This window comes from Pseudoalteromonas sp. JSTW, from assembly GCF_013423925.1.
In the GTDB taxonomy this organism is placed as follows: Bacteria; Pseudomonadota; Gammaproteobacteria; order Enterobacterales; family Alteromonadaceae; genus Pseudoalteromonas; species Pseudoalteromonas lipolytica.
Map to the genome: position 1 here is coordinate 237846 of NZ_CP058972.1, position 13804 is coordinate 251649.

Annotated in this window: 13 protein-coding genes; 10 read left to right on the top strand and 3 right to left on the bottom strand. The window is 42.2% G+C overall.

What is annotated here, in order from left to right; translation table 11 throughout:
- Positions 1–66: 66 nt before the first annotated feature.
- A complete protein-coding gene (locus GZH31_RS01155) occupies positions 67–1668 on the top strand; it encodes a methyl-accepting chemotaxis protein (RefSeq protein WP_036974095.1) in 1602 nt (533 codons plus the stop codon).
- Between the two features lie 78 nt (positions 1669–1746).
- Here the strand turns inward: GZH31_RS01155 and speE are convergent, their stop codons facing one another.
- Complete coding sequence (gene speE / locus GZH31_RS01160) at positions 1747–2610, bottom strand: polyamine aminopropyltransferase (protein WP_074989836.1); 864 nt, start codon at positions 2608–2610, stop codon at positions 1747–1749.
- 197 nt (positions 2611–2807) lie between these two features.
- Here speE and speA point away from each other — a divergent pair, with 197 nt between their 5' ends.
- Genes speA through GZH31_RS01180 form a run of 4 tightly spaced genes read left to right on the top strand, consistent with a single transcriptional unit; the run spans position 2808 to position 7791 of the window.
- Positions 2808–4688 carry a biosynthetic arginine decarboxylase gene (speA, locus tag GZH31_RS01165; RefSeq protein ID WP_036974291.1) on the top strand — a complete coding sequence of 627 codons (1881 nt, stop codon included), beginning with the start codon at positions 2808–2810 and terminating at the stop codon, positions 4686–4688.
- A 21-nt stretch (positions 4689–4709) separates the two neighbouring features.
- Positions 4710–5588: an acyltransferase gene (locus GZH31_RS01170; RefSeq protein WP_180311310.1), complete on the top strand. Its 879-nt coding sequence runs from the start codon at positions 4710–4712 to the stop codon at positions 5586–5588.
- A gap of 29 nt (positions 5589–5617) precedes the next feature.
- Entirely contained in the window at positions 5618–6541 is a 924-nt protein-coding gene (locus GZH31_RS01175; protein WP_075594167.1) for an acyltransferase, read from the top strand.
- A complete protein-coding gene (locus GZH31_RS01180; RefSeq protein WP_180311311.1) occupies positions 6538–7791 on the top strand; it encodes a mechanosensitive ion channel family protein in 1254 nt (417 codons plus the stop codon). Before GZH31_RS01175 ends, GZH31_RS01180 begins: the two co-directional genes overlap by 4 nt.
- Here GZH31_RS01180 and chrA read toward each other — a convergent pair.
- Positions 7788–8927, bottom strand: coding sequence for a chromate efflux transporter (gene chrA, locus GZH31_RS01185; RefSeq protein WP_180311312.1), 1140 nt, complete (start codon positions 8925–8927; stop codon positions 7788–7790). The genes GZH31_RS01180 and chrA overlap by 4 nt on opposite strands.
- Before the next feature lie 122 nt (positions 8928–9049).
- Here chrA and GZH31_RS01190 point away from each other — a divergent pair, with 122 nt between their 5' ends.
- Both GZH31_RS01190 and GZH31_RS01195 read left to right on the top strand, forming a co-directional pair.
- The gene (locus GZH31_RS01190; protein ID WP_036974287.1) at positions 9050–9829 is read left to right on the top strand and encodes an ABC transporter substrate-binding protein; all 780 of its coding nucleotides are present in this window, start codon (positions 9050–9052) and stop codon (positions 9827–9829) included.
- 69 nt (positions 9830–9898) lie between these two features.
- Complete coding sequence (locus GZH31_RS01195; RefSeq protein WP_036974089.1) at positions 9899–10531, top strand: OmpA family protein; 633 nt, start codon at positions 9899–9901, stop codon at positions 10529–10531.
- A 69-nt stretch (positions 10532–10600) separates the two neighbouring features.
- On the opposite strand, the gene GZH31_RS01200 is transcribed toward GZH31_RS01195, so the two are convergent.
- The gene (locus GZH31_RS01200) at positions 10601–12373 is read right to left on the bottom strand and encodes an ABC transporter transmembrane domain-containing protein (protein WP_075594165.1); all 1773 of its coding nucleotides are present in this window, start codon (positions 12371–12373) and stop codon (positions 10601–10603) included.
- 78 nt (positions 12374–12451) lie between these two features.
- Between GZH31_RS01200 and GZH31_RS01205 the strand changes: the two genes are divergently transcribed.
- From GZH31_RS01205 to GZH31_RS01215, 3 genes are read left to right on the top strand one after another with little or no spacing between them, the layout of a single operon-like run.
- Positions 12452–12856 (top strand): DUF3224 domain-containing protein, encoded by a 405-nt coding sequence (locus GZH31_RS01205; protein ID WP_036974086.1) that lies wholly within the window; start codon positions 12452–12454, stop codon positions 12854–12856.
- A gap of 1 nt (position 12857) precedes the next feature.
- Positions 12858–13040: a hypothetical protein gene (locus tag GZH31_RS01210; RefSeq protein ID WP_036974085.1), complete on the top strand. Its 183-nt coding sequence runs from the start codon at positions 12858–12860 to the stop codon at positions 13038–13040.
- Entirely contained in the window at positions 13037–13654 is a 618-nt protein-coding gene (locus GZH31_RS01215) for a LysE family translocator (RefSeq protein ID WP_036974083.1), read from the top strand. Before GZH31_RS01210 ends, GZH31_RS01215 begins: the two co-directional genes overlap by 4 nt.
- Positions 13655–13804: the final 150 nt, after the last annotated feature.

The window sequence follows — 13804 nt, forward strand, 5'->3', positions numbered from 1 at the left end:
CTTTTACTATTTTTCTACTAAGATCTTAAGGAATGAGCTGGTTTCGAATTTGAATTAGGAAAACGTATGAAGTTACAGAGTATTCGTGTCAAAAGTTCACTGCCCATTGTGTTGCTTGGGGTCGCTATTATTATATTAATAGCTGGCTACAGTTATTTAATTAACTTACAAAAAGAAGCCATAGATACGCAATCGGAGCGATTTTTAAATGCGGTGTCAGTTATCGTGAATGCAGATCGAGATTTGTATCAAGCGAAAGTGGCAGAGTTGCACTTAGTGACAATGGATAAAGGTGATCAGTCTTTTCTAGCGGAACATCAAGAAAATGCTGACCAAGTGCAAGAACGCTTTGAACAATATTTATCTTACATGTCACCTTATCCAGAAGTGTTAGCACAGTTTCGTAATTTTAATAGTGCTTTTGATGCATGGTATTCGGCATCGACAGCCTATATTAATAGCGCAACCAGTGCGTCTCAAAATCAAATGGCAGAACAGTCCTTTTCGGCGCTTCGTGACATTTTAGATAAAGCGGGTGAGGTGGCAGAACAAACCTCGCAGTCCGAAACTGAAAAGCTAATGGATAAAATCACAGGTTTTAAAGCATTACTAATGATAATGATTGCCGTGGTATTAGTGGTTGCGGGTTGGTTTAGTTATGTCATTCCACGACAGTTAACGACCCAAATGAATTATGTTACAGAACGAATAAACGAAATTGCGTCTGGTGATGGTGATTTAACTGGGCGTATTAATGTTAAAACCCAAGATGAGTTTGCAGATTTAGCAACCGCGTTTAATCGCTTCTTGGATAATTTACAGCAATTGATAAAAGACATACTTGAACAAGCCAAAGAATTACAAAGTCTCGGGCATGATCTAGATTCGTTTTCAAATCAGAACCATCAAGTTAATCAAAAGCTTAGTCAGGCGTCCGAGTCAATTGTGAGTGCAGTACACGAAATGAGTGTTGCAAGTCGTGAAGTCGCAAATGTGGCGCAACAGTCTTCTCATGAAGCAGATAATTCTCAGCAATTGGCTAAGAAGGGGTTATCAGCGGTTGATAATTCCAGTAAGAAAATCGTTGCTTTGTCTGAGAATATGGATCACGCAACGCAGCGCTCTACCGAGTTACAACAAAGCTCAGATAATATAGCGAAGGTACTGGAAGTGATCCGTGCAATCGCAGAGCAAACTAACTTACTGGCACTAAATGCGGCAATCGAAGCTGCGCGTGCCGGTGAGCAAGGTCGGGGCTTTGCAGTGGTTGCCGATGAAGTAAGAACATTGGCAACGCGTACTCAAGAAAGCACGAACGATATTCAAACCATGGTTGAACAATTTGCTTCAAGCGTTGAGCAATCTTTGCAGGCTATAAACAGTGGTAAGCGTTTTGCCGATGAAGCTGTTGAATCATTCACACAAACGAATGACGTGCTTAATGCGATGCAAGCCTCATCGGTAAAAGTGAATGATATGGCAATGCAAACAGCACAAGCCACTGAAGAGCAAACGGCTGTTGCAGATGAAATTAGCCAGAATTTATCTGATTTAAATGATCAAACCCAACAAGGAGGCGGCTTGGCAAGTTCAACACAAGAAGTGGCAAACCGAATGAATCAGCTCACCAATGAGCTAAATCATTTAGTGAACCGTTTTAAGGTGTAATGCCCCTCTGCGTAAACTATTCTAAAGGAATTAAAAAAGGGCTCAGCGAGCCCTTTTTAATCAATAAACAACCTTACATTACTTTTTCTCAAAAGCGCGCTTCATGTAGTTAGGTGTTGCTAGTGCGCCGTAGTGGATACCAGCGTTGTAGTATTCAGTTCCTTCAGCTAGTGTATTCGCGTCGTCTTCACGAAAGCCATCAAATGCCTGTGATTTACGTGCAAGAGTAACTGACCATAAACCGCTTGGGTAAATTGGTTGTGGAAATGGCAGCGTTTGTAGGTCATTAAAGCCCACGTCTTTCATCGCGTCACGCATCTCAACTAATAAAGGCATGTGCATAAGCGGTGATTCACTTTGTTGAATGAGTATGCCGCCAGGACGAAGTGCTGTTAAACAACTTGTATAAAAAGCATGGTTGAATAACCCTTCACCTGGGCCCACCGGATCGGTGCCATCAACAATAACCACGTCAATTGATTCTGGCGCAGCTTCACGCATGTATTTAATGCCATCATCAAACATCACTGTGGCACGCGGGTCTTGGTTTGACTCACATAATTCAGGGAAGTATTTAAGCGACATTTGCGTTACAACTTCATCAATATCGATTTGCGTGACGCTTTCAACACCAGGGTGCTTTAATACTTCACGCAATGTGCCACAGTCACCGCCACCGATAATCACTACATTTTTAGGATTAGGGTGCGCAAGAAGAGCAGGATGGCTGATCATTTCGTGATAAAAGAAGTTCTCACGGCTACTTACCATTGTACAACCGTCAATAATCATAAGATTACCGAAGTCAGTTGTTTCATACATCTCTACTTTTTGAAACGGCGATTGCTGTTCATCAAGCTTTTTGTTTATACGCAGTGAAAAGGCGCTACCATCACGGTCACTAATTTCAGTGAACCAGTTGTTTTGATCTAAATTAGCCATCTTGCTTATACACTTTTAGTTAATGGTAAAAAAGGGGGCAATTCTGCCAGTGCTTGGCCAATTGCTCAATCAAATTTTAATCAGTATAGCGAATATTTTTTATCACTTTGGCATATAGGGCAATTTTTGTTAGCGTGGTAGGCGCGAGCGTATTAAAATGCGCGTTTATATTTAACGAATTTACAGAAGACATGGCCATGACTTGGGGTTTAGACAAAGCACGCGAAACGTATAATGTTGCTCATTGGAGTGACGGTTATTTTGATATTAACGCACAAGGTGAGCTGGTCGCTTACCCTGACGGTGATCAAACTAAATCTGCAATTTCTTTATCTGAACTCACCGAGCAATTTAAGAAACAAGGTCTTACCTTACCTGTTTTAGTTCGCTTTACTGATATCTTGCAAAATCGTGTTGATACGCTGACAAGCGCTTTTACTAAAGCTCGTCAAGCTCGCGACTATCAAGGCACTTATACGTGTGTTTACCCAATTAAAGTGAACCAGCAACGATCGGTCGTAACAAAGCTACTTGCTCACCCAAGTGGTTTAGTGGGTCTTGAAGCGGGTTCTAAACCTGAATTAATGGCAATTTTAGGTGTAGCCAAAGAACCGATTACCATTGTTTGTAATGGCTACAAAGACAGTGAATTTTTACGTTTAGCGTGTATCGGTCAAGGTTTAGGTCACAAAGTGCATATTGTGGTAGAAAAACTGTCAGAACTTAGCACCTTATTAGCTGAAATTGATGACTTGGGCATTGAACCATCGATTGGTATTCGTATTCGTTTAAACTCTGTGGGCAAAGGCAAGTGGCAGAACACGGGGGGTGAAAAAGGTAAGTTTGGTTTAACTGCTGGGCAGGTGCTGTCTGCGGTTGAATTACTTCAGTCGCGAAACAAATTACATTTAATGCAGTTGGTGCATTTTCATATCGGTTCTCAAATTGCCAATATTCGTGACATTCATCGCGCACTTCGTGAATGTGCACGTCATTTTGCCGAACTAACCCAGTTAGGTGTACCACTTAATACCGTTGATGTAGGTGGGGGTCTAGGCGTTGACTACGAAGGGTCTGGTTCACGTAGTGCGTGTTCTATGAACTACAGTGTTGATGAGTATGCGCGTAATGTTGTGAATGCATTTGCAGAAGTGTGCCAACAACATGACTTAAAGCAGCCTGCAATAATCACCGAATCAGGGCGTGCGCTAACGGCGCATCACGCGGTATTGATTACCGATGTGATTGATGTCGAGCGTGCGCCAAATCATGTAAATCCAACTCCGCCAGAGTCAAACAATGTTTTAGTGCTAGATGAAATGTGGCAATGCTTACAGCGCTTAACACCTCGCATGGCGCTGGAGATTTATCATGATGCAATGCATTTATTTAGCGAAGCACATGATCAATATGTCCATGGTCTTCTGACGATGCTGGAATGGGCGAAGCTTGAGCAACTTTATTTTACTATTTTACATCGCGTTCGCGCTTCACTGAGCGACAATGCGCGTGCACACCGTGAAGTGCTCGACGATTTAAATGAGAAGCTTGCCGATAAGTTGTTTGTTAACTTTTCACTGTTTCAGTCGTTGCCAGATGTGTGGGGGATCCAGCAATTATTCCCTGTAATGCCTGTTGAAAATTTACATAAACCACTCACTCAACGCGCGATCATTCAAGATATTACCTGCGATTCAGACGGTCAAATTCGCAATTATGTTGAGGGAACCGGTATTGAAAGTAGCTTACCTATCCCTGAGTATAAATCAGGTCAGCAGTACCACATTGCCATGTTTTTAGTCGGGGCTTATCAAGAAATCTTAGGCGACTTACATAATTTATTTGGTGATACCGATTCAGTGCACGTAGAGCTGACAGAGGCTGGCTACCAATTAACCAATGCGATTAAAGGCGACAGTGTTAAGGACGTATTAAAGTTCGTTGATTATGATAGCGATATTCTGGCTGCCAACTTCGCAAAACGTGTGGATGAGCTGGAAATTGATGCGCAATCTAAGGCACAATATTTGTCTGAATTAAATGCGGGCCTTGCTGGCTATACGTATTTTGAAGATTAAAGGTTAAAGGAATAAGTAGTAATGTCCGTTATTCGTTGTGTATTGAGTATTTTATTTTACACCCTAAATACGCTGTTTTGGTTCGTGCCTATTTTTTTGTGTGGTTTGGTTAAACTCATTCCAATTAAACCATTACAAAAGTTGATGAGTTGGATTGCTAAGCAATGTGCCACAGTGTGGGTTACGTGCAATGGTATAAACCAAAATGTATTTGCTTCTTATCAACTGAATGTAACGGGCCTTGAGCAACTTCGTTCAAAAGACTGGTACTTAGTGATTGCTAATCATCAAAGCTGGGTTGATATTTTAGTCATGCAGCGTATTTTTAATCGCCGTATCCCGTTTTTAAACTTTTTCTTGAAAAAGGAATTGATATACGTTCCTTTTCTAGGGCTTGCATGGTGGGCGTTAGACTTTCCGTTTATGACGCGTACTAGCAAGTCACAGCTTAAGAAAAATCCAAAGTTGCGCGGAAAAGATTTAGAAACAACGCGTAAAGCCTGTGAAAAATTTAAAGAAATGCCAGTAAGCATCGTAAATTTTGTGGAAGGCACGCGCTTCACCGCTGAAAAACATGCGCGTCAAAAGAGCCCTTTTCAGTACTTATTAAAACCGAAAGCGGGTGGTGTGGCGTTTGTTATGCAAGCTATGGGTGAGCAGATCTCAAAAGTTGTAGATGTCACCATTCACTACCCGGGTGGTATTCCAAGTTTTGTGGATTTTGCCAGTGGCCGAGTGAAGCAAATCGATGTTCGCGTTGAAGTGATGGATGTCAGTCCTAATTTAATAGGTGATTACACTGGTGATGCAGACTTTAGAGTGAATTTTCAAGCGGAGTTAAATCGTATTTGGGAAGAGAAAAACCAGCAGCTTGCCCAGTTTGAATCGCAAGCTGAGTAGATGCTGCTGGCACAGCTGAGAGCACACATATGTTAAAGAAATTTTTACCTAATTGGTTAACCGGATTGTTGGTCAGTATTGTGCTGTTTGCCAATGTCATTCTTTGGGGAACCCTTGTGTTGCTGTTTGGTGTGTTGAAACTTATTTTACCATTCAACATCATTAGTCACATTTTGCATGGTGCTTATCGGGGATGGTGCAAAGGGAATCGTTTTGCTCTGTGGCTAGGTTGCCCGAATATTGAAATTAATATTAAAGGCAATGTTAATCGCGATAGCTGGTACTTACTTATTTCTAACCATATGAGTTGGTTAGATATTGTGGTGCTTAGTGCGATTGATGTATTACCGGCGCCAAAGTTTTTTCTAAAAGATGAGCTAAAGTACGTGCCTTTTATTGGCACGGGTGCGTGGGCGATGGGAATGCCTTTTATGAAGCGTGTCAGTAAGTCGCAGCTGGCTAAAAACCCAAAGCTTAAAGGCCTTGATGTTGAACGGACCAAGCGAAGCTGTCGTGATTTTCGTAATCACCCAACCACCATTATTAATTTTGTTGAGGGGACACGTTTTACCCCGCAAAAGCATACAAAACAGAACAGTCCATTTGGTTATTTACTCAAGCCGAAAGCGGGAGGGATTGCGTTTGCGCTGGAAGTGCTGGGTGAACAGTTTGATGCGTTACTTAATACTTCTATTATTTACCAAGGTGAGGGCAGTCATATTTGTCGCAACTTAATGCGTGGCCGATTAGCGCTCATTAAAGTAGATATACATGTGCAGGCTATCAGTGCTGAGATGATTGGTGATTATCAACATGACCGTGAATTTAGAACCGCTTTTCAGCAACGAATCAATGAAATTTGGCTTCAAAAAGACGCGCAATTATTTAATTATTATCAGGCCAAACAAGGTAGTCTGGTAGCAAATATCAGTAAGGAAGTTGAAGCACCATGAAGCAAACTCACCTGCAACAATTGGTTATGCCTTGGTTTGAAACAATGCCAGATGCGGAGCTTTTCAGTGCGCTGACAGCCACCGCAATTGGTGTGAGTGCTTTATTGCTGGTGTATGTCTTTACTCGGCGCTTAATGCTTCCTGGAATACAAAGTGTTGTAACGCGCCTTTCGCCAGAACGCATTGGTGCATTAGCACCCATGCTAACTAAACTTAATAGACGTTTTGCAGGCACCTTATGTTGCGTGTTGTATTTAGCAACATTCGACAATGTTTACCCTGTCACAGAGGTGGCAGCGTTAGTTTTAAAAACCATTGGTCAAATTGTTCTGATTATTTATGGCGGTTTTATCATCAGCAGCATTGTCAGTATTGCTGGGGGCATTTATAACCAGCTGGAGTTTGCCCGAGAAGTGCCCATACAAGGTTTGATTCAAGTTGTGAAACTGATCACCTTCATGATCTGCGCTATTTTGATCGTCAGTATATTACTTGAAAAGTCGCCCACCTATATTTTATCTGGTTTTGGTGCCATTGCAGCGGTGACCTTGTTAGTGTTTAAGGACACTATTTTGGGGTTTGTTGCCAGTATTCAAATTGCTGCTAATCGCTTAGTTACTTATGGTGATTGGATTCAAGTTGATAGCTATGGCGCTGATGGTGAGGTTATCGACCTTGGTTTGAACACGGTAAAAGTGCGTAACTGGGATAACACGATTACCACCATTCCTACCTACATGTTGGTGGCCGGTTCATTTAAAAATTGGCGGGGTATGCAGGAGTCGGGTGGTCGTCGAATTAAACGCTCTTTAAATATAGATATGAACAGCATTCGTTTAGTTGATGAGGCTTTCCATACGCAAATAAATAGCGCAATACCTCTGCACGACTACATTCGTGTGACAACGTTACCTGATCCTGTTACGAATTTAGGTTTATTTCGTCGTTATGCTGAAGGATACTTGAAACAGCATGAAAGAATTAACCGTGATTTGACCCTCATGGTGCGAGAACTTCAGCCATTTAATCATGGCTTACCAATTGAGTTTTATTGCTTTAGCGAAGACAAACGTTGGATATCGTACGAACATCTACAAGCAGAGATCATGGATCACCTGCTTGCAGTATTGCCTATTTTTGGATTGCGCCCATATCAGAGTGTGACGGGGCAATTTTCGGCTAATGAGCAGCATGTCGTAGATAAACCAAGTATTAAAGTGGTTAACGCGGCGCCTAAAAGTAAAGACTAGAGCGACTGCACTGCCAAAGCGATACCAATAAAGCCAAGTAATAACCACCAAATAGGGGGCTTAGCGACCCTTAACCATGTGAAGGCTGTAACCACTAATACAATCTGCCATATGTTGTTGATTGTGCTGAGCCAAATCGGCGAGTAGAGTGCTGCCGCTAAAAACCCGACTACCGCAGCATTGAGAGCGGCAATACTGCCAGCAAAGCGTGGTTTATCAGCCAATTGTAGCCAGCTTTTTAAAAATGCAAGCATCAATAAAAAGCCCGGTAAAAAAATCAATAGCGTCGCAATAAGTGCTCCCAATAGGGGAGAATGAGGTGTCAGTTCAGCCCCTAAGTAGGTCGCTATTGTAAACATAGGGCCAGGAATTGCTTGTGCACTGGCATAGGCTGACAAAAACTGCTCGGTTTCAAGGCTTGGTATGCTTGCTTGCAAAATAGGTAGCACAACGTGCCCCCCACCAAACACCATCGCTCCTGTTTGATAAAATTGAGCAAATAGTGAGGACCACTCGCCAAAGGGTAAAAAGCTCGCGATAAGCAATACTGCAAAAATGATAAAAGGTAACCACGATACTTTAACGGGTTTACTTACATTCTCATGCTGAGGGAGTTTATGTTGTGGATAAAGCCAGCCAATAATCGCAGCTATAATTAACACAAAAATTTGGCTGGAAAACTGTGAAAAAATAATCAACGATAACGTGCTTAATACCGCGATAAGTTTAAGTAAATGTGTTTTACAAAAGCTCACCGCCATACTGTAAGTTGCATCAGCGACAATAACGATGGCAAATAATTTAAGTCCCGCAATAACAGCAAAATAAATGTTACCAAATTGGTGGGCACTCAGTGCCAAAAAAAACATAATTAAAAAAGACGGTAGAGTAAACCCAATAAAGGCACACAAACCGCCCAATAGACCGCCTTTCTCAACCCCAATCGCAAAGCTTACTTGGCTTGACCCAGGACCCGGTAATGCTTGGCTTAAGCTTATTAGTTGTGCGTAGCGCTCGCTATTTAACCATTTTAAGTTATCGACAAAGTGACGTTTAAAATAGCCTAAGTGCGCTGCGGGGCCACCGAAACTCATGCAGCCTAATAAAAAAAATTGCTTAAATATAACTAGTAACATTGTTTTCGCCATCGAATCTAATCACCTAATTATGACAAATTTCTATGACATTTTTGTGGTTTTTATGACATACACATCGCTAGGATATATAGTAAGGTATGAACGTAGTAACGAGTAACCCTATGAGACTGAGTATCGTAAGCCTATTATTAGTACTTATATCAAGCTCCTTGTATGCAGAACCTGTGCAGAGGGTTATTGTTGCGGTTGATCATTCTCCTCCCTACGGCGTTGTGTCTGAAAAAGGGCATGTGAGTGGCGCGGTGGTCGATATTATGCGTGAGCTGCAACGTACCATACCGATGAAATTAGAATTTGTCGCTTGCCCATTTTCTCGCTGTTTAAAAATGCTCGAACAAAATGAAGTGGATGTGATGGGCGGGTTAATTCGTACCAGCGAGCGTGAGCAAAAAATGCAGTTTATGTCTCCTCCGTACATGATGTTGTCTTCTTCTTTTGGGTTCTATGCAAGAGCAGACCGTGACATCGTTATAAATCGTTACCAAGACTTGCTAGGAAAGCGCATCGCGGTCATGCGAGGAGCCGCTTATTTTTCGCGTTTTGATAATGACAGCTCACTCACTAAAGTGGAGGCTTTGAGTGAAGGTAATGCGTTTGAAATGCTGCTTAAAGATCGCGTCGAACTCGTTATTTCAGTTGAAGATACCGCGGATCATGCCTCGGGTTATTTACAACTCCCTTCACAGCAGATCGTCAAAATGCCTTATCGCTATAAAGACATTATTTACGGCCATATGGCTGTTAGTAAACAGTTTGCCGACACCTCGTTAGCAAAGGAAATTCAATCTCAGTTACACGCTCTTGTACGTAATGGACGTTTAACAGAATTAGTTAAAGCGTATAACCTACCAGCTGTTACACTTATTAAAGAGAACTATTAACCTAATGTTCATGATTTAGTGTTCATAATTGTTAATAGATCAAAATTACTAAATGCCATGGAGAGACACATGAGTTTCAGCAAGTCGATTTTAACAGTGGGTGTTTTAGCCGTTTTATTAACGGGGTGTGAAACAACTAACACAGGTAAAGGTGCTGCAATCGGTGCCGCAACAGGTGCGGTATTAGGTAAAGCAACAGGCGATCATGATGATAAGCGTATCTTTATTGGTGCGGCCATTGGTGCGTTAGCGGGTGCTGCTGTCGGTGACTACATGGATAAGCAAGAAGAAGCATTCCGTGACGAGCTAGCAGGCTCGGGTGTTGAAGTGGTACGTGAAGGCGATAATATTCGCTTAGTTATGCCATCAAACATCACTTTTGCGACAGATCAATCTTATATCTCATCAGGCTTTCACAGCACCCTTGATGCCATTGCACAAGTGATGAACAAATACGAAAAAACCTACTTAAGTGTTGAAGGTCACACTGATAGCACAGGTAAAGACAGCTATAACATGACACTGTCGCAGCAACGTGCGCAAAGTGTTAAAGATTATTTAGTTAATCATCAAATTATGTCGGCACGTATTAGCACACGTGGCTATGGCGAAACACGCCCTGTAGCGAGTAATGATACAGCCAATGGTCGTGCTTTAAACCGCCGTGTAGAGATTCAAATCGTACCAAACACACAAGGTTAGGCTTAATGTAGTCTAGATTTGTGGTCAGGTTTGATATGCCCTTTCAAACCTGACATCCCTCCTTGGATATTAATCCCGATTAAATTGCAATTCGCAAAGCTGCTTATACAGTGGGTTACTAGTCAATAGCTGCTGGTGTGTACCTGTCGCTATAATTTCACCCTTGTCCATTACCACGATGACGTCAGCATGTTTTACGGTGGCTAAGCGGTGGGCAATAATGAGTGTTGTTCTGTCTTTCATTAAGTGCTCGAGTGCCGCTTGCACATGAGACTCGCTTTGTGCATCAAGTGCGCTGGTTGCTTCATCGAGTAATAAAATAGCTGGATCCTTTAAAATAGCGCGAGCAAGCACAATCCGCTGCTTTTGCCCACCAGAAAGACGTACCCCTTGTTCACCTAAAAAGCTGTGATAGCCCTGCGGTAGCTGCGTGATAAATTCATCGGCGTGTGCATATTTGGCTGCCGTGTATACCTGCTCGTCACTCGCATGGGGATTGCCATAGCGAATGTTATGCATTACATCGCAGCTAAACAAAATGGGGTTTTGTGCCACCATGCCCATTTGTTGGCGTAAACAGTGAAGAGATAATTCTTTAATATTAATGCCAGCTAATGAAATACTCCCTGCGCTCGGATCGTAAAATCGTTGCAATAATTCAAATAATGTTGTTTTGCCTGCACCAGAGGGACCAACAATGGCGACTGTTTGACCCTGTTTTACTTCTAAATTAAGTGTACTAAGTGCTGCATTATCGGGTCTAGATGGATAATTAAATGATACATTGTCAAAACGAATAGCAGGGTGGTCAGCTTTATTTAATTCGAGCTGATCATCTTTATTGTGTGCGGGGTTTTGAATCATACTTTCAACAGCGAGCAGCTCTAACAGTCTTGCTGCCGCACCTGCTGCGCGTTGTAACTCACCGTACACTTCGGCAACTGTTGCAACCGACATAGCCACCATAATGGCATAGAATACAAAGGCACCTAGCTCGCCGCCCGTCATGGTACCCGCGAGCACATCACTGCCGCCTACCCAAAGCATCACGCTGATGGCACTAAAGGTTAGAAAGATCACTGCAGCAATTAAAAGTGAGCGTTGTTTAATACGACTTTTTGCGACTAAAAATGCTTTATTCGTTTCTTCAGCAAAAGCCGCTTTTTCGCGCGCTTCATGACTAAAACTTTGTACGACCTTAATATTTTGAATAATTTCGCCTGCATAAGTACTGATATCGGCAATGGCATCTTGGCTCGAACTTGCTAGTTTACGCACTTTACGACCAAAAATTAGCATAGGAACTAACACCATAGGTACACAGGCAACGACCACTAAGGTTAGTTTTAAATTAGTAATTAGCAGCATAGCAAGGCCACCCACTAACATTAAGCTGCTACGAAGCGCCATAGAAAATGATGAGCCAATAATCGATTGCAGCAATGTGGTGTCGGTGGTGAGTCGTGACATCAGCTCGCCGCTACGGTTTTCTTCAAAGTAGCTTGGGTGTAACGTTACAATTCGCTCGAAAATCGCGTTACGAATATCATTACTGACTCGTTCACCTATCCACGACATTAAATAAAAACGACAAAATGTGCCGATTGCTAATAGGCTGATAAGGCCAATAAGAACCATCACTGCTTGTTGAAGTTGTTCTTGAGAGCCTGCAATAAAGCCATGATCAATAACAAACTTCACTCCTTGGCCGAGTGACAAGTTAACGCCTGCGGTGAGTAATAATGCCCCAAGGGCTGCAAATACCACCCATTTGTAGGGCTTAATAAACGCTAAAACGGGTAACAGGCTACTGAACGCGGCCTTTTCTTTGTTAATTGCCATGCTAGATTCTTATTTGTGAATAGGGTATAGATATGGTTATCATCGCTTTAAAAATCAACAGTAAAATAAGGGATTAGTATGGAATCAACAGTGATAAGCGGTCAATTTAACGTGAAATTAAACCCAATTGGGGGGTATGCGACAGGTCAAGATGGCGTGAATCTTGGCCGTATGTCGATAGATAAAACGTTTACAGGCGCTCTGGAAGCAACTAGCCAAGGAGAGATGCTGAGCGCAATGACGGCAACCCAAGGCAGTGCAGGATATGTTGCTATTGAACAAGTGGTTGGTAGTCTGAATGGCAAACAAGGTAGCTTTGTATTACAACATTTTGGCACCATGGATAAAGGCACAGACAGGTTAATTTTAGAAGTCGTGCCAGATTCAGGCGCTGGTGAATTGGTGGGGCTTACGGGTAAAATGGCAATCCGCATTGAGGCGGGAATTCATTACTATGATTTTGAGTATGAGTTAACAAGCTAATATGCAAAAAATTATTGAATTTAAAAAGAAACGTTTTCTGGGTGGACTTGATATCACTGCGTTAAATCAGAAAGTGTACGAGTTAGGCCAATCTGGCTGGCAGGTTAAAACAATCACCACAGCCACCGGTTTTTATGGTCAAATAACGGCCGTTTTATTGTTAGTAGAGAATAATGAATTATGACACTCACAGAGTGGTTGAGTTTAGTGTTAATTTGTATCATGGGTGCTATGTCGCCAGGGCCAAGTTTAGCGGTTGTGTTAAAGCATAGCCTTCACGGTGGTATGAAAAACGGCATGCTGGCGGCCGTGAGTCATGGTGTGGGAGTGGGGTTTTATGCGAGCGCCTCTTTGCTTGGATTAGGTGCACTGATGACCAAGTTACCTACACTTTATAACGTACTCGTGTATGGTGGTGCCGCCTACCTTGCTTATTTAGGTATACGTATATTACTGGCAAAACCCAGTTCGCAAGCCGTGAAAGTTGAACAAGCCATACCTAGTCAACGCGCTGCGTTACAAGATGGTTTTGCTATTGCGTTTTTGAACCCCAAACTTGCGGTGTTCTTTTTAGCGCTCTTCTCACAGTTTATTGACCCAGAAAATCTCACGTTACAGGTTGGCTTGATCATGTGCTTAACTGTATTTGTACTGGATACTGGCTGGTATTTGTTGGTTGCCTTACTCACAGAAATATCAAAAAAGCGCTTTGGTTTTACTAAAGCGAATCCACTTTTTGAAAAACTACTCGGCATGATCTTTATCGCACTTGCAGTGCGTGTCGTGATAACACTTTAAAGCTCTCTATTGCTCCTCTCTCAATAGTAAAACGTGAGAGGAGCTCCTGCTTATCCCCAGGAAACGTATAGTGCATACGTATTCATCACACAATATTTACCTTTTGGTTACACTTTGTTGGTTGTTTTTTGACAACAAGAATAAACATAA